The following is a 24331-nucleotide window of genomic DNA, read 5'->3' as shown; positions in this document are numbered from 1 at the left end:
CCCAAAGGTCAATCTTTAACCCATGATCGCAGCGTATAGGAGGCTGACAATGTTCACCGTTTTTGCACGAACTTTTCTGACCGCAACCCGCGTCGATGCCCCGGTCATCCGGGATGCGCCCAAGCCAAACCAGTCCAGGAAGGAGTGGTTGCCGGACAGTCATTGGTGGAAAGAACCGCTCCGCGATGTCGATCTGAACGATCTGTGATCGCTTTACCCAAGTTCTGGACCCGTCATGGGCGGAACTCTACGGTAGGGAAATAGCACCGGCTGTTCTGGAAACGCGCGAACAGATGGAACAGCCGGTGCTGCAACCTTCGGGCGGCGAACCGTCCGAAGGTATTCTTTTGGCTTTACTGGCCGCCGCCCAACTGGTGGACGTAAGCCGTGACAGCGCGGATCTGCGCATCGGTCAGGCGGTTTTCCCAAGCGGGCATCACGCCAAACCGGCTGTAAGTCACCGTCTCGGTCAGCGCTTCTTGGCTGCCGCCATAGAGCCAGATCGCGTCGGTCAGGTTCGGCGCACCTTGAAAGACATCGCCAGTGCCGTCTTCGCCATGGCAAGCCGCGCAATTGTCTTCGAACACAACCTTGCCAGCCTGCGCCGCCGCATCATCGCTTTGGGCATTCGTCAGCGACATCACGTATTGAACCACCTGAGCAATCTCTTCTTTCTCAAGCAGTTCACCAAAGGCCGGCATCTCGGAATAGCGCGCATCGTCGCTTTCTTCGTTCCGGATGCCATGGGCGATTGTGAACTCGATATCCTCAAGTGAACCGCCCCACAGCCATGCGTCATCCAGCAGGTTCGGGAAACCCGGAGCACCCTGCGCTCCCGAGCCGTGGCATTGCGCACACCAGGTGCGGAACACGGCACCGCCTGAGTTCACAGCGTATTGCTGCAACTCGGCATCCGCCGAAATCTCTTCCAGCGGGGTTTCCACCAGACGTGCGTTCCAGGGCGCGTTGGCTTCTTCGAAGGATACAATATCCTGCTGCACTTCCCCGCGCGAGGACCAGCCAGTGACGCCTGCGGTTGCCGACTGAACCAGCGGCCATGCTGGATACATGATCGTGTAGATCACGCCCCAGAAGATACAGGCGTAGAAGGTCCACAGCCACCAGCGGGGCATCGGATTGTCGAATTCTTCGATACCGTCCCAGCTGTGACCCGTGGTATTCGGATCGCCTGGCTGTTTATCAGGTGTCTTGCTCATGGCCGCGCCTCCTTGGATTCGGCGGGTTTATCTTGATGCCGGAAGGGGATGTTGGCGGTGTCCTTGTATTCCTTGCTGGCACCGGGGCGGAAAACCCAGATGATGATGCCGACAAAGACCGAGAACAGCAGCAAAAGCATCCAGCTATCCGCGAACTGTCTGAGGAGTGTGTATTCTTCCATAACGCCCTCCTTAACGGCTTGCGTCCGGGGTGAAGGTCGAGAAATCAACCAGCGTGCCCAGCATCTGAAGATAAGCCACCAACGCATCCGCTTCGGTCAGCTCTGGCTGACCGTCGAAATTGCGCACGCTGACCTTGTCGCCATAGCGTTCCAGCAGCCCGTCATAGTCGCTGTCCGGATCGGCCTGCGCACGGAAGTCGGCCTCGGCATTGGCCAGCATCTCTTCGGTGTAAGGCGTGCCGACAACGGCGTTCGCCTTCATGATGTCACCGATATACTTGCCGTCCAGCTTGCGATGCTCGAGGAAGCCGTATTTCGGCATAACCGATTCCGGCACAACCGACTGCGGATCACGCAGGTGGTCCACATGCCACTGGTCCGAATAGCGACCGCCCACGCGGGCCAGATCAGGACCGGTCCGCTTGGAGCCCCACTGGAACGGGTGGTCATACATCGACTCAGCCGCCAGCGAGTAGTGACCGTACCGTTCGACCTCATCTCGCATGGGGCGGATCATCTGGCTGTGGCAGACATAGCAGCCTTCGCGCAGATAAACCTCACGGCCCGCCATCTCGAGAGGGGTGTAAGGGCGCATGCCCTCCACCTTTTCGATGGTGTTCTCAAGGTAGAACAGCGGGGCGATTTGAACGATGCCACCAATGGTCACGACCAGAAAGCTGAACACCAGCAGGAGGGTCGCGTTGGTCTCGAGGATCTTATGTTTGTCGAGAATTGCCATTGCTCCGGCCCTCCTTATTCAGCCGGGACCGCGACGGTCAGGCTGGCCTCTTTGGCCGGTGCCTTCCGCACAGTCATCCACAGGTTGTAGCACATGATTACGGCACCAGCGACGAACATCACGCCACCCAGCGCACGCACCACATACATCGGAAACTTGGCTGCCACGGTGTCAGCGAACGAGTTCACCAGGAAGCCGTTGGCATCCACTTCGCGCCACATCAGGCCTTCCATAATACCGGTGACCCACATCGACGCGGCGTAGAGCACGATGCCGATCGTGGCGAGCCAGAAGTGCCAGCTGACCATCTGCAGCGAGTACAGACGCTCACGCTTCCACAGGACAGGCACCAGATAGTAGAGCGCACCAAAGGTGATCATACCGTTCCAGCCCAACGCGCCAGAGTGCACGTGGCCGATGGTCCAGTCGGTGTAGTGAGACAGCGAATTCACGGCACGGATCGACATCATCGGGCCTTCAAAGGTGGACATGCCGTAGAAACCGACCGAGATGACCATCATGCGGATCACAGGGTCCGTACGCAGCTTGTCCCATGCGCCCGAAAGGGTCATCAGACCGTTGATCATACCACCCCACGAAGGCATCCACAGCACGACCGAGAACACCATGCCCAGCGTCGAGGCCCAGTCAGGCAACGCGGTATAGTGCAGGTGGTGCGGACCAGCCCAGATATACAGGAAGATCAGCGCCCAGAAGTGGATGATCGACAGCTTGTATGAAAAGACCGGACGCTCGGCCTGTTTCGGGATGAAGTAATACATCATGCCCAGGAAACCTGCAGTCAGGAAAAAGCCCACGGCGTTGTGGCCGTACCACCACTGGATCATGGCATCTTGTACGCCCGACCAGACGATGACCGATTTCGAGCCCCAGATGCTGACAGGGATGGTCAGGTTATTGACCACATGCAGCATCGCAACGGTGACGATGAAGGCAAGGTAGAACCAGTTGGCGACGTAGATATGAGGCTCTTTCCGCTTGATGATCGTGCCCAGGTAAACGGCCAGATAGGCGACCCAAACGATGGTCAGCCACAGGTCAACATACCATTCGGGCTCGGCGTATTCCTTGGACTGTGTGCCACCCAGAACATAGCCGGTCGCGGCCAGAACGATGAACAGCTGATAGCCCCAGAACACGAACCACGCCAGGTTTCCGCCCCACAAGCGCGCGGCGCTGGTACGCTGCACCACATAGAACGAGGTCGCCAGCAGCGCGTTGCCGCCAAAAGCAAAAATCACCGCCGAGGTGTGCAGCGGACGCAAACGGCCAAAGTTCAGATAGCCCTGTGCCCATTCGAAGTTGAGCGCAGGAAAGGCCAGCTGGAACGCAATAAAGGTCCCCGCCAGGAACCCGATTACCCCCCAAAAGGCGGTTGCGATCACGCCATAGCGGATCACGCCATCCATGTATTCACCCGAGCGATCAACGAACGTTTCTGGCTCATCCGTGTTTCTAAGCGTCCAGATGAACAAACCACCGGCGATCAACATCACCAGAATTGCGTGCACCTGATACGCCAAATCGCGTGCGTAATTGGTTGCGATCGCGGCGAATACCGCAATCACACCAAGCACGATCAGCTTGATATAATTTGACATATTGCGTCCCTTTGCCATGCCCCGCGCGATTCTTTTGTGTCGCGAGACCCTTTTGACTGGCTGCTGTTTTCTACCACAGCGGTTCTAACTGCTTTGATCTGTGTCAAGACGAGTCGGCAGATATTGTGACTATGCTTCAGAAACGAATGGGCTGGAACGTCTCAGTTTGCCCCGCCCCGTAGGCAAGAGGTCAAGATGGCTTACAAATCACTTCTCACCGTGATGACAGAAACCAAACCCTCAGATGCGGCACTGGGGCAGATGGTAGCGCTGGCCGAAGCGCAGGACGCACATGTCGAGGCATTATGCCTTGGCGTGGATCGCAGCCAGACGGGTTACTACTATGCAGGAGCCAATGCGCTGATCCTGCAAGAAACGCTGAGCCGGGCCAATGCCGAGGCCGAGGAAGTGCTGGATTATGCAAAGGCCTTCCTATCCAAATCCGGCACGCGCTGGTCTGCCGAAAACGGTGTGGCCCAGATCGCCGATCTTGGGCGCCACGTGGCGCATCGCGCCCGGTTTTCCGATCTGGTGATTCTGCCACAGCCCTATGGCGAGGACCGCGGCGCCGAAGCAGAACCAATTGTCGAGGCTGCGATGTTCGAAGGTCACGCCCCGGTTCTGATCGTCCCCGACAAAGCGCAGCCTTTCAGCCGCCCCGGAACGATTCTGATCGGCTGGAACGAAAGCGTCGAGGCCATGCGCGCTATCCGTCGAGCCCTGCCATTTCTGAAGCAGGCCGATCTGGTGAGGATCGTGGTGATCGACCCGCCCCGCCATGGGCCGGATCGTTCTGACCCCGGCGGGATGCTATCACAGATGCTGGCCCGTCACGGGGTGCGATGCGAGATTGACGTTCTCAGCAAAACCATGACGCGGGTTTCGGATATCCTGAACCGTCACGCTTCGGACACCGAAGCCAACATGATCGTAATGGGCGCCTATGGCCATTCGCGGTTCCGCGAAGCCATTCTGGGCGGTGCGACGCGAAACATGTTGGAACAATCTTCAGTACCGGTGTTTCTGGCGCATTAGCGCCGGTTACACTAGGAAGCCGCCATCCGAATCGTCCCCGGCCTCTTCCATCAGGCGTCCCATATCGGGAATCGTCACGTGGCGCTTGCCTTCCAGCAGGATAACCTCATCCTTCTTAAGCGCCGAAATCTGGCGGCTGACCGTTTCCAGAGTCAGGCCGAGATAGTCCGACATCGCCTCACGCGTGAGGGGCAGATCGAATACGATGGGGCCATCGCTACCTCTTTGACCGACCGAGGCATCCCTGCGGGCGATGATGGACAATAGGCTCGCAATCTTTTCGCGGGCGGTCTTACGACCGAGAACCAGCATCCATTCACGGGCGGCGTCCAACTCGTCCAGAGTCATCTGCAACAACCTGTGCGCGATATGCGGAGTCGTGTTCATCAACTCTTCGAAGGGCTTCTTTCGAAAGCAGCACATAACCAGATCTGTGGTCGCCTGAACGTCATACGGGGCCGAATCGCGCCCCGGACGGCCGACGAAGTCGCTAGGCAACAAAAGACCGACCATCTGAGTACGACCGTCTTCCATTGTTTGCGTCAGAGACGCAATTCCAGACACGACCGAGCCTACAAAGTTCATCTGATCACCCGACCATATGATCGTCTGCCCGGCTTCGAAACTGCGATAATATTTAATGCCTTCAAGCTCTTCCAGCTCATCCGCGTCACAATGCGCACACACGGCCCGGTGGCGGATCGGGCAGTCTGCACAGTTCGTATGGTCGATCTTGAATGTGGGTGTCATGCGCGCTTCCACTTGATCTCTATCAAAGCATCCGTTCGTGGCGTCCACTAACGGTACCGTCATGATAGTTAAACCACAACTGGCACAGCTTGGACTATTTGACGCGAAAGTCCCGCGTTATACAAGCTATCCCACCGCCCCGCACTTCAGCAATGACGTGGGGTCAAGCCTTTATGGCGACTGGATTTCCGACATCAAACCCGGAAGTTCGATCTCGCTGTATATCCATGTTCCATTCTGCCGCAGGCTGTGCTGGTTCTGCGCCTGCCGGACGCAAGGCACCCAGACCGACAATCCGGTCATTGCCTACGTGGATGTCCTCAAGGCCGAGCTAGACCTGCTGGCCGCGCGCCTGCCCGAGGGCGTGACCCTGTCGCGCCTGCATTGGGGTGGCGGCACGCCCACCTTGCTGAACCCCGACCTGATGCGCGATCTGGCCGCCCACATTCTCGACGTGGTCCCACTTGGCCCTAATGCCGAGTTCTCGGTCGAGATCGACCCGAACGAGATTGACGAGGCCCGACTGGATGCCCTGGCAGAGACGGGCATGAACCGTGCGTCGATTGGGGTTCAGGACTTCGATGATGAAATCCAAAAGACCATCGGTCGCATCCAAAACTATGACACAACACGCAAAGCGGCCGAAATGATCCGCGAACGGGGCATCCATAGTCTGAACGCCGATATCCTCTATGGTCTGCCGCATCAGACCAAAACGCGGATGACGGAAAGCGTACAGAAGCTGCTGTCGCTCAACCCCGACCGGGTTGCGCTGTATGGCTACGCCCATGTGCCGTGGATGGCCAAGCGGCAGCAGATGATCCCGTCCGACGCGCTGCCTACGCCTGAACAGCGTCTGGACCTGTTCGACACCGCCCGCCGCCTGTTCATGTGGGACAATTACGCCGAAATCGGCATCGATCACTTTGCCACTCAGGAAGACGGCCTGACCCGTGCCCTGAAGACCGGGAAGCTGAAGCGGAACTTCCAGGGCTATACCGATGATCAGGCCGAGGTTCTGATCGGTGTCGGCGCCAGCTCGATCTCGCGTTTTCCACAGGGCTATGCCCAGAACGCTCCGGCAACGTCGGCGCATACCAAGGCGATCCGCGAAGGGCGGTTCTCGACCTCGCGCGGGCACCTGTTCAAGGGGCAGGACATTCTGAGATCACGCCTGATCGAAGCGCTGATGTGCGATTTCAAGATCAATTCGGCGGAGATTCTGCGCGACCACGACATCTCGGTTAGTGAGCTGAACCAGATGTATCAGTCGGCCAATGCCGCCTTCGACAATTTGCTCAGCATTACCGAAGACGGGCTGTTCATCCCGCCCGAAGCGCGCCCTCTGACCCGAATGATTGCCCGCAGCTTTGATGCCTATGACCTCAGCAAGGCCGGGCATAGTTCGGCAATCTAACCCCTTTCCCGGTGGGTCCCCACGCGGGCCTACCCATGCATTCCCGCACAGGGGCTTGACGCAGGCCTCTGGTTTTCTCCACACTTGGGGTGTGCGTATCGCACCCTGAGGCAGGTGAATTTGCAGACAGTTCTTGCCGACGCATCCGCGCCGGACAGCCCTTTTCGTGCAGGTATTTCTGCAACCTTAAAGAGGGACAGCACTCATGCGCGTTTTCACCGTCCTCGGCCCCAGCCAATCGGGCAAAACCACTCTGGTCGAGGCCATCAGCCGCCTCGACGGGCGGCCCACCACATTCGACGTATCCGGAACCGTGCATGTGCACGGTTTTTCTTACTTGGACGAGCCATGGTGCGCCATCGACGTCGACGGAGGCGGCGACAATCTGGGCTATGTCGGCCCCGCCATGGCCATTTCGGACGCAGCAGTGGTGGTCGTCCCACCCGACCCGGATGCAGCCGTCCTGTGTGCGCCCTATCTGCGCCTTGTCGAAGAGGCAGGCATTCCTTGTTTTCTGTTCATCAACCGCATGGACAGCCCCAATGGCCGCATCCGCGATATCATCTCGGCACTGCAGACCTATTGTACACACCACATCGCCTTGCGACAGGTACCCATCCGCGAAGGCGACACGATTGTCGGTGCGGTCGATCTGATCTCGGAGCGGGCGTGGAAGTATCAGGAAGGCCAACCCTCGGCCCTGATCGAGCTGCCGCAATCCGTTGAAGATCGTGAACAAGAGGCGCGGACCGAACTGTTGGAAACGCTGTCGGACTTTGACGATCATTTGCTGGAGCAACTGATCGAGGACAAACAGCCCCCCAGTGGCGAGGTTTACGATCTGGCGGCACAGGTTTTGCAAAACCACCAACTGATCCCCGCCTGTTTGGGGGCCGCCAGCCACGGCAACGGCCTGACCCGGCTGATGAAGGCCCTGCGGCACGAAGCGCCCGAGTTCAACATCGCCGCCGACCGGGACGAGGCTGCCGAAAACGCACGCGCCATTGCCGGGTTTGCTGATGTGAAAAAGCATATCGGCAAGATCATCGTGCTGCGCGGGCTTGGTGACGGCGTCAAGGCTCACGAAGCGTTGGGCGGCGAAACCGTCGGCAACCTGACGACGCTGGATGCCAAAACCCAGATCGCCACGCTGGAGGCTGGACAAATCGGATTGGCGGTGAAATCCGACCATCTGAATCCCGGTAATATCTATGACAGCAAGGGCGCAACCGCCCTGCCGGAATGGGCCTGGTCCCATCCGGCCGCGCATCGTCAGGTCGTCTCACCATCGCATGAGCGGGACGATGTACGCCTGTCCAACGCATTGGCGCGGTTGGTCGAGATCGACCCCGGACTGCATCTGGATCAGGACGAGCTGAGCGGACATTCGGTGCTGGGCTCGCAAGGTCCACAACACATGCGCCGCGTGACGGCGAAGCTGGCCGAGGATTTCGGTATCGAGATTGAGGCCGACCCAGTCGAGACCGCCTATCGCGAGACTATCCGTGCGCCCGTCGAACATCGCCACCGCCACCGTAAGCAATCCGGCGGGGCGGGGCAGTTTGCCGATGTAGTGATCTCAATCGCGCCGATGCCGCGTGGCGCGGGGTTCCAGTTTGAAGAGGTGGTCAAAGGCGGCGCGGTTCCGCGCAACTACATCCCCTCGGTCGAGCATGGTGCGAAAGACGCGCTGGTGCAGGGGCCCGAGGGCTTCCCTGTTGTCGATGTCAAAGTCACGCTCAACGACGGTAAACACCATAATGTGGACAGTTCTGACTATGCGTTTCGTACAGCGGGCAAGAACGCAGTGCGTGAGGCGCTGCCACAGGCTAAACCCGTAGTGCTGCAACCCATCCTGAACGCCGAGATACACCTGCCATCGGATTTCGTCGGCGACCTGGTGCCCACAATCAGCTCGCTACAGGGGCAGGTTCTTGGGTTCGAGGGCAATCCCAACGCTTCGGGCTGGGAGATTTTCAACGCCCAGCTTCCCGCAGTGGCGCAGGACGAGTTGCACCGGAGCCTTGCCAGCGCCACGCGTGGCACAGGATGGGTCAAGCTGAGCTTTGATCACTATGAAGAATTACGCGGCCCGGTTCCAAAAGCAGCGGTCAGGGAAACAGCCAACGCCTGACACATGGCGCGGGCTGTTTTCAGCCCGCTGCCGCAATCAGTTCGCGGGTATACTCTGTCTGAGCATTCTCAAACAGGTCTTCAGCCGCGCCCATCTCGACCACGTCGCCGTTGCGCATGACGATCACGTTATGCGACATGGCGCGCACAACCTTTAGGTCGTGGCTGATGAACAGATAGGCCAGCCCGTATTTGCGCTGTAGATCGCGCAGCAGATCGACGATCTGCACCTGCACTGTCATGTCCAGCGCGCTGGTCGGTTCATCCAGAACCAGCAGCTTGGGCCGCAGGATCATCGCGCGGGCAATGGCAATGCGCTGACGTTGCCCGCCCGAAAACTCATGCGGATAACGGTCCATCGCGGCAGGGTCGAGACCCACCTCGGTCATCACTTCGGCCACCAGATCACGGGGCGCGCGGTGCGGGTCGACGTTGTGGATCGCCAACCCCTCGGCAATGATCTGCATGCAGGTCATACGCGGGCTTAGGCTGCCGAACGGATCCTGAAACACGATCTGCATATCTTTGCGCAGCCGTCGCAACTCGCGCGTGGACCAGCGGCGCACGTCCTGATCGCGGAAGGTGATCCCACCCTCGGACGCGATCAGCCGCATGATCGCCAGTGCCAATGTCGTCTTGCCCGAGCCGCTTTCGCCCACGATGCCCAGCGTCTCACCCGCGCGCACGCTGAGCGTGGCGTCGTTCACAGCCTTCACGTGACCCACCGTTCGTTTCAGCAAGCCGCGCTGAATCGGGAACCAAACCTTCAGGTGATCAGTGCGCGCGACCTCTTCGGCGTCAGTCGCCACAGGATCGGGATGACCCGAAGGTTCGGCGGCCAGCAATTTGCGCGTATAGGGATGCTGCGGGTTATCGAAGATCTCGGATGTCACGCCGGATTCCACGATCTCGCCATCCTTCATCACGCAAACCCGGTCAGCGATGCGGCGCACGATACCAAGGTCATGGGTGATGAACAGCATCCCCATATTCTCGGATTTCTGCAATTCGGCCAGCAGTTCCAGGATTTGCGCCTGAATGGTCACATCTAGCGCTGTTGTGGGCTCATCCGCGATCAGGATGTCGGGTTTGTTGGCCAGCGCCATGGCGATCATGACCCGCTGACGTTGTCCGCCGGACAGTTGATGCGGGTAGCTGTCCAAACGCTCGCGCGGGTCGCGGATGCCAACCTTGGTCAGCAGCTCGACAATCCGTTCGCGCGCGGCGTCCCCTGTGACGCCCTGATGCAGCGCAAGCGATTCCGCCATCTGTTTCTGGATCGTGTGCAACGGGTTCAGCGAGGTCATCGGCTCTTGGAAGATAAAGCTGATATCGTTGCCGCGCACATCCATCAGCTTGGCTGGCGCGGCGCCGATCATCTCATCCCCGTCATAGGTGACCGAGCCTTCGACAATCGCGCTGTCGCCCAACAGCGACACGGTGCTGAGCGCGGTCACCGACTTCCCCGAGCCGGATTCGCCCACCAGTGCAACCGTTTCCCCGCGATCCACGGTGAACGACACGCCTTTGACCGCATCAGAGACCTGCCCGTCCTGCTTGAACGAGACCTTGAGGTTTTTCACATCCAAAAGGCTCATGAGAAGGTCTTTCTGGGATCAAACGCATCCCGCACGCCTTCAAAGATGAAGACCAGCAGCGACAGCATGATGGCAAAGGTGAAAAACGCGGTGAAAGCCAGCCACGGCGCTTGCAGGTTCTGTTTCGCTTGCAAAGTCAGCTCACCCAGCGACGGAGCCGAGGACGGCAGGCCAAACCCTAGAAAGTCCAGCGAGGCCAACCCGGCAATCGTACCTGTGACGATGAAGGGCATGAAGGTCAGCGTGGCTACCATCGCGTTGGGCAGCATATGGCGGAACATGATGGTCATGTTGCCCACACCCAGCGCCCGCGCCGCCCGCACATATTCAAGGTTGCGCGCCCGCAGGAATTCGGCCCGGACCACGCCGACAAGGCCGGTCCAACTAAACAGAATCATCAGCGCCACCAGTAGCCAGAAACTTCGGCCCAGAATGGCGAACATGATGATGATCACGTAAAGCGAGGGCGTGGCCGACCAGATCTCGATCACGCGCTGGAAAATCAGGTCGAGCCAGCCACCAAAGAAGCCCTGAATGGCCCCTGCAAAAATGCCTATGATGCTGGCCGCGCCGGTGACCATCAGTGTGAACAGGATCGACAGGCGGAACCCGTAAATCACCCGTGCCAGCACATCGCGCTTGGTGTCATCCGTGCCCAGCAGGTTCTGCCCGTTGGGCGGCAGCGGAGCCGCGCCGGGGCGATCCACGCTGGTGTTGAAGGAATAGGGGATCAGCGGCCAGATAGCCCAGCCACGCTCGAACCCTTCGGCCTCGTATGTTCCGGCCTGAATTTGTTCAATGATGCCTTCGGGATCGTCAAAGCAATCTTCGATCCCGCCGCTGTCGATCAGACACTGAACCTCGGGGTCGCGATAGATCGCCTCGGTCTGGAAGTCGCCGCCAAAGGCCGTTTCTGGATAGAAGTTGAAGATCGGCGTGAAATACTCACCCCGGTAGTTCACCAGAATGGGTTTGTCATTGGCAATGAATTCGGCAAACAACGACAGGCCGAACAGCACCGAGAAGATGATCAGCGACCAGAAGGCCCGGCCATTGCGGCGGAAATTGCGCCAGCGGCGCTGGTTGAGTGGGGACAGTGCCATTTACCCCTCCCGCTTTTCGAAATCGATGCGCGGGTCGACCAACACATACATCAGGTCGCTGATGATGCCGACAACCAGCCCCATCAGACCAAAGATGAACAGAGTGCCAAAGATCACCGGATAGTCGCGCGCCACTGCGGCCTCGAATCCCAAGCGGCCCAGGCCGTCCAGCGAGAAGATCGTCTCGATAATGATTGATCCACCAAAGAACACGCCAATGAACACAGCCGGGAAACCCGCGATCACGATCAGCATCGCGTTACGGAACACGTGACCATAAAGCACCCTGCGCTCGTTCAGGCCCTTGGCGCGAGCGGTCATCACATATTGTTTTTTGATCTCATCTAGAAACGAGTTCTTGGTCAGCAAGGTCAGCGTCGCAAAGGCCGAGATTGTCAGCGCAATGATCGGCAAAGCAATATGCCAGAAATAGTCCAATACCTTGCCCACAGCGCTGAGGTCATCCCAATTGTCCGAGGTCAGCCCCCGCAGCGGGAAAATCTGCCAGTAGGAGCCGCCGGCGAACAGCACCAGCAACAAGATCGCAAACAGGAAACCGGGGATGGCATAGGCCACGATGATTGCCCCGCTGGTCCAGGTATCAAAGGTCGAACCATCCTTCATCGCCTTGCGAATTCCCAACGGGATCGACACCAGATAAGCAATCAACGTTGACCACAGCCCCAACGAGATCGACACTGGCATTTTCTCCAGCACCAGATCAATCACGCTGATCGACCGGAAATAGCTCTCGCCGAAATCCAGCGTCAGATAGTTGCCCATCATGTCCAGAAACCGCTCGACCGGAGGTTTGTCGAACCCGAATTCTTTTTCCAACTCTTCGATGAACTCGGGCGGCAGCCCACGCGCACCGATATAGCGGTCATTCGCGCCGCCGGTTTGCTGCTCGATATCGCTGCCGCCGCCGGCAATGCCTTCGAACACATCACCCCCACCTTCCATCTGGGCGATAATCTGTTCAATCGGGCCGCCCGGAACGAACTGAACCAGCGTAAAGTTGACGATCATAATCCCAAGCAAAGTAGGGATGACCAGCAACAGACGTCTTAGAATATATGCTCCCATGAGGGCGGATTACCTCAAGGCGCCCGAGGATTTCAACTCGGCTTCTTTCTCGGCGTTGATCCACCACAGGTCCTCGACGCCCAGCGCATAGGGCGGCAGATTCGCAGGGTGCTCGTACATGTCCCAGTAGGCGACCCAGTATTTACCCAGATACCAGGTGGGAACCATGATCCGCTTGGCCCGCAGCACACGATCCAGCGCCCGCACATTGGCGTGCAGTTCTTCGCTGTCAGTCGCGGCGACGATATTGTCGATCAGCGGTTCGATATCGGGGCCATGCGCGCCCGACGGGTTAAACACCGAATACGCGGCTGCCTCGGTCCCGAACTGCTGATAGAGCCCTGTGGATGGCTGCAACGAGGTCGGATAGCCGCCAAAGATCATGTCGAAATCCCGATCCCGACGGCGCAGTGTGAACTGAGCGTTGTCGACCCGGTTATAGGTCGCATCAATCCCCATGGCGCGCAGGTTGTCGACAAATGGTTGGATAATCCGATCCAAAGTGGGCTGGTCCGACAGAAACTCGATCTTCAGAACTTCGCCATTGTCATTGCTGCGGATGCCGTTGTCTCCGACTTTCCAGCCCGCCTCATCCAACAGTTGCATCGCAGCACGCAGGTTGCGGCGGTCATTCTGACGGGCCGGGCGCGAGTCATGGGCCGAGACCGGTTCTTCGGTCAGCACAGCAGGGTCCACCGCATCGCCTAGACTTTGCAGCACCTCAAGCTCGCGCCCTTCGGGCAGGCCGGCTGCCTCAAGATGCGTGCCTTGCCAGAACGAGTCGCGCTGCTGGAACAGGCCGTACTGCAGGCTTTCATTGGTCCATTCGAAGTTATAGCCCAGTTGAACCGCCTCGCGCACGCGGGGGTCCTGAAACTGAGGCCGGTCAAGGTTCATGATAAAACCAGAGGCCGACGGGACGTTGCCGTCCTCAAGCTCGACCCGCAGGACATTGCCATTTGCAATCGCCGGGAAATCATAGGCCGTCGCCCAGCTTTTCGAGTTGTTTTCCTGCCGAAGAGTGAATGTTCCGGCCTTGAACCCCTCCATCGCGGCAATCGAGTCGCTGAAATACTCGATGCGGATGGTGTCATAATTATTCCGGCCAACATTCACGTTAATCTCATCGCCCCAATAGTCGGGATTGCGCTTGTAAACGATGCGTCGGTTGATGTCGTAGCTGTCCAGAAGATAGGGGGCCGACCCGATGCCCGGTTCAAGGCGAGATTTGTCCAGACGGCGGTTTTCCGGGTCCGCCTCGAACCAAGCCTTGGAAAACACCGGCGTGCCACCAACCTGAGAGATCAGCGCCCGGCGCGGGATATCAGGGGCAAAGTAGAATTTGACTCGATGTTCATCCAATGCCTCGGCGCGGGGGATACGCTTGCGAACGGCCTCGGCGTAAGACTTCAAACCCTGATCTAAAAGCAGATTGTGAGAAAACACGACATCCTCTGCCGTGACAGGCGTTCCATCAGAAAACCGCGCTTCGGGCCGCATATTGAAAATGACCCATTCCTGACTTTCCGGGTATTCGAGGCTTTCTGCGAGCAAGCCGTAATACGAGGCAGGCTCGTCATAAGACTCAATCAACAGGGATTCGTATTGGTCTGCAGATCGTGCGCCCGCTCGCCCCTGCCGGGTGAAGGGGTTGAAACTGTCAAACGTGCCCTGCGCGGCATAGGAAAGCTCTCCTCCGCGCGGGGCGTTCGGGTTGACGTAGTCGAAATTCGCAAAGCCCTCGGGATATTTTAGATCACCAAATTCCGAGAAACCGTGACTTTTGATTATCGTTTCCTCGGCCCGCCCCGGCAGTACCATCAACATCACCATGACCATACCGGCCATCAGAGCCCAAAGCCCGCCTCTGAAGTCCAATACACGCGCCTGAACGATTTCCCGGTTGGACCTCATGTTGCTCATCCCCTGTTGCATCACGTGTTTTAATCTTGCGTTCGCCAGCTAAAATACCAGCACTTACAAATTCAAGTTTAGAATGCGTGAGCGCTTTGTGAAGTTCTGTTTAGACAAAAAAAGCCGCTGCAGGGGGCAGCGGCCTTTGTTTTTTCGGGTTATTCGCAGGATCAGTTGCCGATGGTCTGCAAATAGGCAATCAGGTCGGCACGCTCTTGCGGCTTTTTCAGGCCCGCGAAGCTCATGGATGTGCCGGAAATATAGGCGCTCGGACGCTCAAGGAAGGCGTCCAGCGCTTCGGGTGTCCAGTTGCCGCCATGGGCCTGCATCGAGGCCGAATAGCCGGTGAAGCCATTGGCCGACGCCACAGGGCGGTCAACGATGCCATACAGATAGGGGCCTGTGCCGTTCGCGCCGTCTTCCAGCTTGTGGCAAGCGGTGCATTTACGGAAAACGCGTGCGCCTTTTTCCGGGTCGGCTGCGGCCAGCAGGTCTTCGAACACCACTTCCTCACCGTCGGCGCTTTCGCCTGCGCTTTCGGTTTCAATGATGTACGAGGCCGTCTCGCCATGACCATCGGCATGGTACAGGCCTTCGGCGGCCCATTTGGCCAGAAGCAGCACCAGGAAGGTGCCAAACAGGCCTGCGGCGGCCTTGGTAACTGTCATCGTGTCGAACATTGATCGCGAGTCCATTTCAGCTGTCTGCGGGGTGTCTAAGGCTTCCCCTGACAAGAGGCAAGGTATAGACACCGCGACTAAACGCCCAATTCTGGAACTTGTTGCACGGAATCGACCAAATGACCAAACGTATCGCATTTCAGGGGGAGCCCGGCGCCTATAGTCACGAGGCCTGCCGTAACGCACGCCCCGATATGGAGGCCCTGCCCTGCCGCACTTTCGAGGATGTGATCGAATCGGTGCGCTCGGGCGCGGCGGATCTGGCGATGCTGCCGGTTGAGAACACGACCTATGGGCGCGTGGCCGATATTCACCGCCTGCTGCCCCATAGTGGGCTGCACATCATTGATGAGGCCTTTGTCCGCGTCCATATCAACCTGCTGGCCGTTCCGGGTGCCACGCTGGACGATGTGACCGAGGCCCATTCCCATCTGGTTCTTCTGCCCCAATGCGCGGGTTTTCTAAAACAACACAACATCCACGGGCGCGTCAGTCCCGATAATGCCCGCGCCGCGCGCGAAGTTTCCGAACAGGGCGAACTTCACTCGGCCGCGCTGGCCAGCGAACTGGCCGGAGAGATTTATGGCCTGAACGTTCTGGCACGCCATATCGAGGACAATGACGACAACACCACCCGCTTCCTTGTAATGTCACGCGAGGAAGACCGCACGCGACGCGGTGAACACGGAATGATCACCAGCTTCGTCTTTCAGGTCCGCAACATCCCTGCCGCGCTATATAAAGCGATGGGCGGGTTTGCCACGAATGGGATCAACATGACCAAGCTGGAAAGCTATATGGTCGACGGCTCATTCACCGCCACGCAGTTCTATGCCGATATCGTGGGGCACCCCGACGACCGCAATGTGCAACTGGCGATGGAAGAGCTGGAGCATTTCACCACAAATGTCGAAGTGCTAGGCGTTTACCCGGCGGCGGTCACAAGGTGAAGGATTTGCAGCGCGCGCCGTCAATTCGGCGGTAGTCCACGAATCCCATCGCCTGATAATAGGCCAGCCCCTCGGCATTGTTGACGCCGATCTTCGCATCGTGTGAGGTTGCCTGTCTCAGGATAAGATCGCTCGTTTGGGTGTTACGACCCGTGCAGGTGTCGTTCCTCCATCTCGCGGGCGAATTCGGTCAGTCGGGATTGGAACCGGGCCCGGAACCGCGATTTGCCCAGCCGCAGCGATTGCAGAAACAGCCGCGCGGGCAGGGATTTGGCCGTCAGCGTTACATCCACGCTTAACCGGGTACGGCGTTGGGACAGAGCCAGAAGATCAACCTCTGTGACACCGCCGACCCCTTTGCCGATTGCCTCGAACCGCATTTGCGCGGGCGGGTCGCTGTGTGCCATTGTTATCTCAACATGGCGTGGCTTGCCCCGCAGGGTGAAATCGGCCTGCCATTTGGTGCCCGGCACCACCCCCATGTGGCCGGACAGCCGCCGCACCTCGATCCCGCGGCGCATGGCCATACGTTCGAACCGTTCGAAATCGGCGACCATTTCGAAAACGGCGTTGATCGGTGCCTGAATATCTTCCTGTACTGTGAACTGCATTCCGACCTTTAGTTCGTTGATCTATTGCGTCTCTATTTCGTCAGTCCAGCGTATCTGCAAGCCAGTTCTGCAACAGGAAATGTGCAATGGCCCCTTTGCGGGCAGGTTTCAGAACCGGGTGCTCACCGGCAAAGGCCTGCATCATCTCGGATTTGCTGACCCACATGGCATCTTCAATTTCAACGGGATCAATCGAGATGTCACGCGACAGCGCCTGACCCGCGCAACCAAACATCAAAGAGGCCGGGAAGGGCCAGGGCTGGCTGGACAGATAGGTGACAGCGCCGACGGGCACGCCCGCCTCTTCGAACACTTCGCGGCGCACAGCAGCTTCGAGCGTTTCGCCGGGTTCGACAAAACCCGCCAGCAGCGAATACATCCCCTCGGGCCAACCCGGAGACCGCCCCATCAGTACCGAGTCCCCATGGGTGATCAGCATGATCACCACCGGGTCCGTGCGCGGAAAATGCTGGCCGCTGCACGTGGGACAGCTTCGTTGCCATCCGGCCTGCGTCATCGCGCTGGCCGCGCCGCAGCGGGCGCAGAATTTATGGGTTTCGTGCCAGCCGATTACCGCCTTGGCGGTCGCCGCAAGCTCGGCATCACGCGGGGACAGCCACGTCATGATCCGGCGCAGCTCGGCAAATACGAACCTGTCTGGCAGGTCAGGATGCTGCTGTTCCGAGCCATCCACGAAACCACCTACTTCAGACAAATCCTGCCCGTCAGGCTCCCAATTCGAGATATCGGCAGCAAAGACCGGGACACCATCCGACAGGCCCAGAAAAATCAGCCCATCCGCAACTCCGCCCGGTCCGTTTTCGACCAGCGCATGAGACACCGGGATCAGACCCAACCGATCCGAAGCCTCACCCTCTACAAGGGGTTTGCCGCGCCATATCAGCAGGCATTTGGCATTCGGGTCCGCCACCAGGCCAGCCAGCGCGTCGGCATCGCCCCGAATATGTGCCGCACGGTCCAGCCCTGATCCGCCGAACGTCACAAACTCTGCATTCTTCATTGCATGCCCCCCAGATTGTGCGCATAGGGCTGCCACGATGGTTCTGGGGTTGCAATGGGTATTCATGGAACTCCGAAAAAACACCCGCTGCCGCTGAAAGACCGCAGGTCCGCCTTGAAAATTGCACGCAACACTCTTTTTGTTGAAAATGATTAATAAAAAACTGCCTAAAGTAGAGTAGTGTCGACTTTTCCTTCCTCTCAAACCGTCCAACTGCGAATTCTGGCCACGTCCGATCTGCATATGAATCTGACGGCGTATGACTATTACACTGACAGGCACGAACCGACGATTGGCCTGACCCGGACCGCAGACCTGATCCGCAAGGCCCGAAGCGAGGTACAGGACGGGTTGGTTCTGCTGGTAGACAATGGCGACTCGGTCCAGGGCACGCCGCTGGGCGACTGGGCCGTGGCTCAACACCCCGAGCGCCATGTTCTGATGCAGGCCTTCGACCTTCTGGGCTACGATGCTATAGGGCTGGGCAATCACGATTATGGCTTTGGTCTGGACGTGCTGGACCGGATCATGCGGCAGGCCCCCTGCCCTGTTCTGTGCAGCAATGCCCACAAATCCTCCAGCCCGCAGGTCTGGCAGGAGCACACGATTGTCAGGCGTCAGGTCGAAATCCAAGGGCACGCGCACGAGCTTGCAATCGGCATATTCTCGGTCCTGCCACCCCAGACCGCAAAATGGGAGGCGCACAAGCTGGCAGGTGCAGTTCAGATCGGCGACATCCTTGACTGTGCGCGCCGCAAAGTCGCTGAACTGCACGAACTGGGCTGCGATCTCGTTGTGGCGCTGGCGCATACGGGGTTCGGTCCGGCGCAAGACACGCCCGGCATGGAAAACGCGTTGGTACCGTTGGCCGCCATCGACGGGATCGACGCCATTGCGGGCGGGCATTCCCATATGGTTTTTCCCAGCCCTGAACAAGAATACAGCGGCTATATCGACGTTGATCGCGGGCTGGTGCACAGCACCCCCGTCGTGATGCCCGGTGCGGCGGGGTCATATCTGGGCGTCATCGATCTGACCCTCGGCACATCACTGGACGACCGATGGCAGGTATTTCATGGACACGCGCAGGTGCGTTCGGTTTCGACAGAGGCGTCAGATGAAGACGCCGCACTGACGCAGCTACTTGCCACCGGCCACGCCGAGACGCGGCGGCGGGTGGCAGAACCCGTAGGGCAAGTAAAGCAGCATATGCACAGCTATTTCAGCTTTTGCGGCTATGACCGGGGCTTGGCTTTCGTGGCCGCCGCTCAAACCCTCGCGTTGCGACCTTTTTTGAAGGATACGGACTATCGGGACTGCCCGATGCTGTCCGCCGTGTCCCCGTCGAAATTCGGCGGGCGTGCCGGGCCTCGGTTCTTTACCGACGTCCCAGCCGGGGAAATCTGCTTGCGCCATGTGACGGACCTGAACGTCTTTCCCGATGAGATGATGGCCGTCGCCGTCACCGGTTCGCAAATCGAAGATTGGCTGGAAATGTCCGCAGGCGTCTTTAACAGGATGATCCCCGGCCAACGATGCGATCTGCTGGCCTCGGACCGCGCGGGGCATAATTTTGACGTCCTGCATGGGCTGACATACCGGATCGACCTTAGCCAGCCCGCTCGGTTTGGCGCAGATGGGGCACTTTTGCACCCATCGGCCCGCCGCGTCCGCGAGATTCGTTTCGAAGGCCAACCCTTGGATGCAGAGCAGACCTTTGTGGTGGCGTTGAATAATTACCGCGCAAATGGCGGTGGGCACTTCCCCTTTGCCGGGCGGGCGACGCGCGTTCCGCTGCCGATTCTGCCCCTACAAGATCTGGTCAAAAACTACGTGACTGCCGGGCCTCATTCCGGCACCGTGTTCGAGCGTCCGTTCCGTCTGTCCTCTGTGGCCGGGGCGTTGGCGGTTCTGCGTACAGGCCACAAGGCCTGGCATCATCTGGACGACATCGCCGAATTTGCACCCAACATCGCTGGAGAGGACGAGGCCGGTTTTCTGCTGATCCATTTGACGCTCTGACGGGTTGTCATTTGCCGCGCACTTGCCTATATCGCGTGCTGAGAGGTTGGCGCGGGCGAGCGCCTCGCCAACCTGGTCAGGTCCGGAAGGAAGCAGCCACAACGAGCCCCGCTTGGGTCGATGTCCAACCTCTCACTTATCTCCCACATGATCCCGGGCAATAAGCTGCGGCCAGACCGCTGCGTTGCGACGGGCGAACACGCCGATATGCCCGATCTCTTTCACCCCGAAATCTGACAGTGACAACAACCGACGCCGTGCATTCGGGCCATAAAGCTCGGCCAGGCGCCACACCGCTTTGGGCGGCACCACCTGATCGTCGTCGAATGCGATCAGATCGACCGGCACTCCCTGCCCGGCCCAGTGCGCCTCGGGCAGGGTCTTGCCCAAATCGGGCAGGTAGTTCGTCGGTGCCGTGCACCATCTACGCCACTGCCAGTAGACCCGCGCGGGCAAGTCAGCCCCAAAGCCCAAAGCCCTGCCCGGCAAATACCCCGCCGCTTTGACAACCAGCGGCGCATGGCCATACCAGAACAACCCCGCCAGTGCCTTGTACGGCCACGGGTGATCAGACAGAGTGACCAGCCCGGAGCAAACACAGATCATGCGGTCAATCTGCGCGATATCCGGTTGAACCGGGCCCAACATTCCGCCAACGGAATGGCCGATGCTCCATTGTTCCGCGTCCGGGAAGCGTCTGCGCATTTCCGCGCGGGCGGCGGGCATGTCGACCAGCGCCCAGTCCGCCATAGTTACCTGCGAGTCCTGCAATCGGCCGGTCAGCGAATGGCCGAAATCCCGATAGTCATAGGTCAGACAAGCCATACCCTGCTCGGCCGCCAGCCAATGGGCAAAATGCTGATAATAGTCGCGGGGCACGCCGGTCGCTGCATGGATCACCACAACTGTCTTGGGAGGCAAGGCAGGCAGATAGAGCCGCCCCGACAGCATCGCCGAACCAGACGGAAACTGGACATCTTCGGTCAAAACAGGATGCGTATTGTCCAACATCGCCCGCGCCTCATATTCTAAACTGTTTAGTTCACCCGCGCAGTCGGCCCTGTTCCGTCATCAGAGTCAAGCCGTGGGGAAATTGACCCAACGTCGCGCCGGGATTCAATGGCGCTTGACTCGAAGCCCGCTCAACCGCTAGCGATGGCGTGATGGTTCTTGTCCCTTTTCGGGATAGGATGAAAAGGGAACACGGTGCGGTTCTGCCCGGCATTGCCGGAACGAACCAAGGCCGAGACTGCCCCCGCAACTGTAAGCGGTGAGCAATGCCGAGATACCACTGGCCGAAAGGCTGGGAAGGTCGGCAAAGCCACGACCCGCAAGTCAGGAGACCTGCCATCGAACGAAAACCGAAACTCGGGCGGGGTGTCCGGGACAGGTCGTCAGCACGCTGTCACACCTGATCCATGCCCCTCGTCCAGCGCGCGGAGGGCGCATCATGATCTGGAAGACCAAGACCCACGAATTCACCGCGACGGTATGCCAAAAAACCGACGCCCCATGCCCGGCACTGGCCCGAATGGCACGCGCCCTGACGGATGCAATGGCCACGGCCCGTCCGGCAACAACCGATGCGTTCGAGATCGAAGGCAGCAGCGACTTGACCCATTGCGCCGAAGGGTGCTCGGCCCGGTTTCGCGCCCAACCCGATCAGATCCGGGTGTTCTGCGGTGTGGCCGCCGACACTCCGGCCGAGCGGCTGGATCGCTATGCGGATATGTTGTTCGGAGCAGATTTCACCGCCCACGCAGCCAGCCTTTTGCCGACACCGCCCTGCGCGATGATGGAAGTGGTTACCACGGCGCCCCAGCCAGCCGCGCCGACCGAACACCAGCTTTCAGCCTGAATTCAGCTGCCCGTCCGGGCCGCCGAAGTGGCCCAGACCATCTGCGCCTCGGTCTCGACGGCGCAGGGACGTACTGTCCGTAGCATCTGCAAAGCGGTATCTGCGGGCAGTCCGCTATCCGTCATCAACCGCAAAGCAACCATACCCGATCGCCCGCAGCCGCCCCGACAATGGACCAAAACGCCTCCGCCGCCGGACAGCAGCGCACGGGCCCGCTGGCTGACATTGGACCAAATGGCCTGTATCCGCGCATCCGGCGCACCAAAATCCTGGACCGGCAGGTGAGCCCATTCGACCCCGTGCCGCTCCAGATCGCCACCGAACGCCGCCGCTCCCAGGTTTTTCATCTCAGAGCTTGTGGTCATTGAAATCACCAGATCCGGTCGCCAGTCCTGCACCGTCTTCAGATCGGCCGCATAGTCACCTCCCGCGCCGGGCAGCGGAGATATCCCCAGACGACCCGGCCCCAGTCGCAGGGAATAGATGGCGAAATTATTCATGGCACGTTCCGATCAATCTGCACCGATGATGTATCGCCTGCGTCCTTGCTTGCAAATCGAATTTCCTGCGCTGCTGCTGTGGACGTGGGCGGCAGGGGTCACTACGCTGCATCGGACTCCGAATCCGACAGAGCAGATATGACCGACACGCCCAGCCCCGCCTATCAGGTTCTTGCCCGCAAATACCGCCCGGAAACCTTCGCCGATCTAGTCGGTCAGGACGCCATGGTACGCACGCTGAAAAACGCGTTCGAGGCGGATCGAATTGCGCAAGCCTTTATCATGACCGGCATTCGCGGCACCGGCAAAACCACCACGGCCCGTATCATCGCCAAGGGTATGAACTGCATCGGCCCCGATGGCGAGGGCAAGCCGACCACCGAACCCTGCGGCCAGTGCGAACATTGTGTGGCCATTATGGAGGGCCGCCATGTGGACGTGATGGAGATGGACGCCGCCAGCCGCACCGGCGTCAATGATATTCGCGAGATCATCGACAGCGTCCGCTACCGCGCGGCCTCGGCCCGCTACAAGATCTACATCATCGACGAGGTCCACATGCTGTCGACCAGCGCCTTCAACGCGCTGCTCAAGACGCTTGAGGAACCACCCGAGCATGTGAAATTCATCTTTGCCACCACCGAGATTCGCAAAGTACCCGTGACGGTTCTGTCGCGTTGCCAGCGGTTCGACCTGCGCCGGATCGAACCCGAAGACATGATCGGCTTGCTGCGCCGCATTGCCGAGGCCGAAGGTGCGCAAATCGCCGAGGACGCGATGGCGTTGATCACCCGCGCGGCCGAAGGCTCGGCGCGGGATGCGACCTCTCTGCTGGATCAGGCGATTTCACACGGTGCCGGGGAAACCAGCGCCGATCAGGTGCGTGCGATGCTGGGTCTAGCCGACCGTGGCCGAGTGCTGGACCTGATGGACATGATCCTGCGCGGCGACGCCGCCGGGGCGCTTACTGAGCTTGGCGCGCAATATGCCGAAGGCGCCGACCCGCTGGCCGTGCTACGCGATCTGGCCGAGATCACCCATTGGGTCTCGGTCGTGAAAATCACGCCGGATGCCGCCGAAGACCCGACCGTGTCCCCCGACGAACGCGCGCGCGGTCAGCAAATGGCAGAGGCCCTGCCGATGCGCGTCCTGACCCGTATGTGGCAGATGTTATTGAAGGCTCTGGAAGAGGTCTCAGCCGCCCCCAACGCCATGATGGCCGCCGAGATGGCCGTGATCCGCCTGACCCATGTTGCCGACCTGCCCAGCCCGGAAGAGTTGATCAAACGTTTGCAAGACACCCCGCCTCCGTCACCCAATGGCGGACCCGGCGGCGGAATGACCGCCTCACCGCACGCCGTGCAGGCCCCCGAGGCCTCTGCCTATGCGCCACACGTCCGCGGCGGAGCAGGTGCACCGACGGCGGCACTGGCGCAGGATGTGCAGACGGCTCTGGCCCGCTACCCTACCTTCGAACATGTGGTCGAACTGATCCGCACCAACCGGGATGTGAAACTGCTGGTCGAGGTCGAAAACGGTGTCCGGCTGGTTTCGTACCAACCCGGACGGATCGAATTCACACCGACGGACTCGGCCCCAACCGACCTGGCCGCTCGCATGGGTACCGCACTGCAACGCTGGACCGGCAATCGGTGGGCGGTGACGATTGACGCCAACGGTAAGGCAGCAACCATCGCCGAAATCCGCGACGCCGCCGATCTGGCGTTGAAAGCCGAGGCGGAACAGCACCCGCTGGTGCAGGCGGTGCTTGCTCAATTCCCCAAAGCCAAGATCAAACGCATCGAAACCCCCGAAGAACGCGCCGCCAAGGTCGAAACCGAAGCCCTGCCCGAGGTCGAAGACGAATGGGACCCGTTCGAGGAGGACTAACCC

The 24331-nt window shown here is 59.5% G+C and carries 22 protein-coding genes, 1 other RNA gene and 1 riboswitch; of the genes, 9 read left to right on the top strand and 14 right to left on the bottom strand.

The features are described from left to right. Positions 1–49 precede the first annotated feature (49 nt). Positions 50–208 carry a hypothetical protein gene (locus ACR0DB_RS21105; RefSeq protein ID WP_170791117.1) on the top strand — a complete coding sequence of 53 codons (159 nt, stop codon included), beginning with the start codon at positions 50–52 and terminating at the stop codon, positions 206–208. A 145-nt stretch (positions 209–353) separates the two neighbouring features. Here the strand turns inward: ACR0DB_RS21105 and ccoP are convergent, their stop codons facing one another. The 4 genes from ccoP to ccoN are packed head-to-tail and all read right to left on the bottom strand — an operon-like array spanning position 354 to position 3760. Further along, entirely contained in the window at positions 354–1217 is an 864-nt protein-coding gene (gene ccoP, locus ACR0DB_RS21100) for a cytochrome-c oxidase, cbb3-type subunit III (RefSeq protein ID WP_170774665.1), read from the bottom strand. After that, complete coding sequence (locus ACR0DB_RS21095; RefSeq protein ID WP_170774667.1) at positions 1214–1399, bottom strand: cbb3-type cytochrome c oxidase subunit 3; 186 nt, start codon at positions 1397–1399, stop codon at positions 1214–1216. Before ACR0DB_RS21095 ends, ccoP begins: the two co-directional genes overlap by 4 nt. Before the next feature lie 10 nt (positions 1400–1409). Next, positions 1410–2138: a cytochrome-c oxidase, cbb3-type subunit II gene (gene ccoO, locus ACR0DB_RS21090; protein ID WP_170774668.1), complete on the bottom strand. Its 729-nt coding sequence runs from the start codon at positions 2136–2138 to the stop codon at positions 1410–1412. Positions 2139–2152: 14 nt separating this feature from the next. Continuing rightward, entirely contained in the window at positions 2153–3760 is a 1608-nt protein-coding gene (gene ccoN, locus ACR0DB_RS21085) for a cytochrome-c oxidase, cbb3-type subunit I (RefSeq protein WP_170774670.1), read from the bottom strand. 195 nt (positions 3761–3955) lie between these two features. On the opposite strand from ccoN, the gene ACR0DB_RS21080 reads away from it, so the two are divergent. Beyond that, positions 3956–4795: a universal stress protein gene (locus ACR0DB_RS21080; RefSeq protein WP_480552801.1), complete on the top strand. Its 840-nt coding sequence runs from the start codon at positions 3956–3958 to the stop codon at positions 4793–4795. A 6-nt stretch (positions 4796–4801) separates the two neighbouring features. Here the strand turns inward: ACR0DB_RS21080 and fnrL are convergent, their stop codons facing one another. Beyond that, positions 4802–5545, bottom strand: coding sequence for a transcriptional regulator FnrL (gene fnrL, locus ACR0DB_RS21075; RefSeq protein WP_170774674.1), 744 nt, complete (start codon positions 5543–5545; stop codon positions 4802–4804). 61 nt (positions 5546–5606) lie between these two features. Here fnrL and hemN point away from each other — a divergent pair, with 61 nt between their 5' ends. Both hemN and ACR0DB_RS21065 read left to right on the top strand, forming a co-directional pair. Beyond that, positions 5607–6962 carry an oxygen-independent coproporphyrinogen III oxidase gene (gene hemN, locus ACR0DB_RS21070; RefSeq protein WP_480552799.1) on the top strand — a complete coding sequence of 452 codons (1356 nt, stop codon included), beginning with the start codon at positions 5607–5609 and terminating at the stop codon, positions 6960–6962. Between the two features lie 205 nt (positions 6963–7167). After that, positions 7168–9096, top strand: coding sequence for an elongation factor G (locus ACR0DB_RS21065; RefSeq protein ID WP_170774678.1), 1929 nt, complete (start codon positions 7168–7170; stop codon positions 9094–9096). A gap of 19 nt (positions 9097–9115) precedes the next feature. Here the strand turns inward: ACR0DB_RS21065 and ACR0DB_RS21060 are convergent, their stop codons facing one another. The 5 genes from ACR0DB_RS21060 to ACR0DB_RS21040 all read right to left on the bottom strand — a co-directional run bounded on the left by ACR0DB_RS21060 (position 9116) and on the right by ACR0DB_RS21040 (position 15476). After that, positions 9116–10693 carry an ABC transporter ATP-binding protein gene (locus ACR0DB_RS21060; protein ID WP_170783024.1) on the bottom strand — a complete coding sequence of 526 codons (1578 nt, stop codon included), beginning with the start codon at positions 10691–10693 and terminating at the stop codon, positions 9116–9118. Continuing rightward, positions 10690–11796: an ABC transporter permease gene (locus ACR0DB_RS21055; protein ID WP_170783025.1), complete on the bottom strand. Its 1107-nt coding sequence runs from the start codon at positions 11794–11796 to the stop codon at positions 10690–10692. Before ACR0DB_RS21055 ends, ACR0DB_RS21060 begins: the two co-directional genes overlap by 4 nt. Then, positions 11797–12882, bottom strand: coding sequence for a microcin C ABC transporter permease YejB (locus ACR0DB_RS21050; protein WP_170774684.1), 1086 nt, complete (start codon positions 12880–12882; stop codon positions 11797–11799). Positions 12883–12891: 9 nt separating this feature from the next. Then, a complete protein-coding gene (locus tag ACR0DB_RS21045; protein ID WP_480552797.1) occupies positions 12892–14796 on the bottom strand; it encodes an extracellular solute-binding protein in 1905 nt (634 codons plus the stop codon). Between the two features lie 170 nt (positions 14797–14966). Continuing rightward, positions 14967–15476, bottom strand: coding sequence for a c-type cytochrome (locus ACR0DB_RS21040; RefSeq protein WP_170775003.1), 510 nt, complete (start codon positions 15474–15476; stop codon positions 14967–14969). Between the two features lie 119 nt (positions 15477–15595). Between ACR0DB_RS21040 and ACR0DB_RS21035 the strand changes: the two genes are divergently transcribed. Continuing rightward, on the top strand, positions 15596–16426 hold the full coding sequence (locus ACR0DB_RS21035) for a prephenate dehydratase (RefSeq protein WP_480552795.1): 831 nt from the start codon (positions 15596–15598) through the stop codon (positions 16424–16426). Positions 16427–16569: 143 nt separating this feature from the next. Here ACR0DB_RS21035 and ACR0DB_RS21030 read toward each other — a convergent pair whose 3' ends face one another. Continuing rightward, complete coding sequence (locus ACR0DB_RS21030) at positions 16570–17037, bottom strand: SRPBCC family protein (protein ID WP_170791135.1); 468 nt, start codon at positions 17035–17037, stop codon at positions 16570–16572. 40 nt (positions 17038–17077) lie between these two features. Continuing rightward, a complete protein-coding gene (nudC, locus tag ACR0DB_RS21025) occupies positions 17078–18058 on the bottom strand; it encodes an NAD(+) diphosphatase (protein WP_480552793.1) in 981 nt (326 codons plus the stop codon). 180 nt (positions 18059–18238) lie between these two features. Between nudC and ACR0DB_RS21020 the strand changes: the two genes are divergently transcribed. Together ACR0DB_RS21020 and ffs are read left to right on the top strand one after the other, a co-directional pair. Further along, entirely contained in the window at positions 18239–20080 is a 1842-nt protein-coding gene (locus ACR0DB_RS21020; RefSeq protein WP_480552792.1) for a bifunctional 2',3'-cyclic-nucleotide 2'-phosphodiesterase/3'-nucleotidase, read from the top strand. A 39-nt stretch (positions 20081–20119) separates the two neighbouring features. Beyond that, positions 20120–20218: signal recognition particle sRNA small type (gene ffs / locus ACR0DB_RS21015), an RNA gene on the top strand. Here ffs and ACR0DB_RS21010 read toward each other — a convergent pair. Then, positions 20213–21091 carry an alpha/beta hydrolase family protein gene (locus tag ACR0DB_RS21010; protein WP_480552791.1) on the bottom strand — a complete coding sequence of 293 codons (879 nt, stop codon included), beginning with the start codon at positions 21089–21091 and terminating at the stop codon, positions 20213–20215. The genes ffs and ACR0DB_RS21010 overlap by 6 nt on opposite strands. A 136-nt stretch (positions 21092–21227) precedes the next feature. Beyond that, positions 21228–21446, top strand: a riboswitch (cobalamin riboswitch). Positions 21447–21530: 84 nt separating this feature from the next. Here ACR0DB_RS21010 and ACR0DB_RS21005 point away from each other — a divergent pair. Beyond that, positions 21531–21938 (top strand): hypothetical protein, encoded by a 408-nt coding sequence (locus ACR0DB_RS21005; RefSeq protein ID WP_480552789.1) that lies wholly within the window; start codon positions 21531–21533, stop codon positions 21936–21938. A gap of 2 nt (positions 21939–21940) precedes the next feature. On the opposite strand, the gene ACR0DB_RS21000 is transcribed toward ACR0DB_RS21005, so the two are convergent. Further along, a complete protein-coding gene (locus tag ACR0DB_RS21000; RefSeq protein ID WP_480552788.1) occupies positions 21941–22438 on the bottom strand; it encodes a protein-tyrosine phosphatase family protein in 498 nt (165 codons plus the stop codon). Positions 22439–22576: 138 nt separating this feature from the next. Between ACR0DB_RS21000 and ACR0DB_RS20995 the strand changes: the two genes are divergently transcribed. Beyond that, positions 22577–24328, top strand: a complete 1752-nt coding sequence (locus ACR0DB_RS20995; protein WP_480552786.1) for a DNA polymerase III subunit gamma/tau — start codon at positions 22577–22579, stop codon at positions 24326–24328. Positions 24329–24331 lie beyond the last annotated feature (3 nt).

The sequence above is a fragment of the Ruegeria sp. AB6 genome (genome assembly GCF_056542685.1).
The sequence above is the reverse complement of the archived record's forward strand: the minus strand, read 5'-3'. Positions and strand labels throughout refer to the sequence as shown.

Excerpts from the sequence above, each read along its gene's own strand:
- ACR0DB_RS21095 (WP_170774667.1), bottom strand. The coding sequence starts at position 1,399 with ATGGAAGAATACACACTCCTCAGACAGTTCGCGGATAGCTGGATGCTT.
- ACR0DB_RS21030 (WP_170791135.1), bottom strand. The coding sequence starts at position 17,037 with ATGCAGTTCACAGTACAGGAAGATATTCAGGCACCGATCAACGCCGTT.
- ACR0DB_RS21055 (WP_170783025.1), bottom strand. The coding sequence starts at position 11,796 with ATGGCACTGTCCCCACTCAACCAGCGCCGCTGGCGCAATTTCCGCCGC.
- ACR0DB_RS21065 (WP_170774678.1), top strand. The coding sequence starts at position 7,168 with ATGCGCGTTTTCACCGTCCTCGGCCCCAGCCAATCGGGCAAAACCACT.
- ccoN (WP_170774670.1), bottom strand. The coding sequence starts at position 3,760 with ATGTCAAATTATATCAAGCTGATCGTGCTTGGTGTGATTGCGGTATTC.
- ACR0DB_RS21040 (WP_170775003.1), bottom strand. The coding sequence starts at position 15,476 with ATGTTCGACACGATGACAGTTACCAAGGCCGCCGCAGGCCTGTTTGGC.
- ACR0DB_RS21080 (WP_480552801.1), top strand. The coding sequence starts at position 3,956 with ATGGCTTACAAATCACTTCTCACCGTGATGACAGAAACCAAACCCTCA.
- ACR0DB_RS21105 (WP_170791117.1), top strand. The coding sequence starts at position 50 with ATGTTCACCGTTTTTGCACGAACTTTTCTGACCGCAACCCGCGTCGAT.
- ACR0DB_RS21050 (WP_170774684.1), bottom strand. The coding sequence starts at position 12,882 with ATGGGAGCATATATTCTAAGACGTCTGTTGCTGGTCATCCCTACTTTG.
- fnrL (WP_170774674.1), bottom strand. The coding sequence starts at position 5,545 with ATGACACCCACATTCAAGATCGACCATACGAACTGTGCAGACTGCCCG.
- ACR0DB_RS20995 (WP_480552786.1), top strand. The coding sequence starts at position 22,577 with ATGACCGACACGCCCAGCCCCGCCTATCAGGTTCTTGCCCGCAAATAC.
- hemN (WP_480552799.1), top strand. The coding sequence starts at position 5,607 with ATGATAGTTAAACCACAACTGGCACAGCTTGGACTATTTGACGCGAAA.
- ACR0DB_RS21045 (WP_480552797.1), bottom strand. The coding sequence starts at position 14,796 with ATGAGGTCCAACCGGGAAATCGTTCAGGCGCGTGTATTGGACTTCAGA.
- ACR0DB_RS21035 (WP_480552795.1), top strand. The coding sequence starts at position 15,596 with ATGACCAAACGTATCGCATTTCAGGGGGAGCCCGGCGCCTATAGTCAC.
- ACR0DB_RS21060 (WP_170783024.1), bottom strand. The coding sequence starts at position 10,693 with ATGAGCCTTTTGGATGTGAAAAACCTCAAGGTCTCGTTCAAGCAGGAC.
- ACR0DB_RS21005 (WP_480552789.1), top strand. The coding sequence starts at position 21,531 with ATGATCTGGAAGACCAAGACCCACGAATTCACCGCGACGGTATGCCAA.
- ACR0DB_RS21010 (WP_480552791.1), bottom strand. The coding sequence starts at position 21,091 with ATGTTGGACAATACGCATCCTGTTTTGACCGAAGATGTCCAGTTTCCG.
- ccoO (WP_170774668.1), bottom strand. The coding sequence starts at position 2,138 with ATGGCAATTCTCGACAAACATAAGATCCTCGAGACCAACGCGACCCTC.
- ACR0DB_RS21000 (WP_480552788.1), bottom strand. The coding sequence starts at position 22,438 with ATGAATAATTTCGCCATCTATTCCCTGCGACTGGGGCCGGGTCGTCTG.
- ccoP (WP_170774665.1), bottom strand. The coding sequence starts at position 1,217 with ATGAGCAAGACACCTGATAAACAGCCAGGCGATCCGAATACCACGGGT.
- nudC (WP_480552793.1), bottom strand. The coding sequence starts at position 18,058 with ATGAAGAATGCAGAGTTTGTGACGTTCGGCGGATCAGGGCTGGACCGT.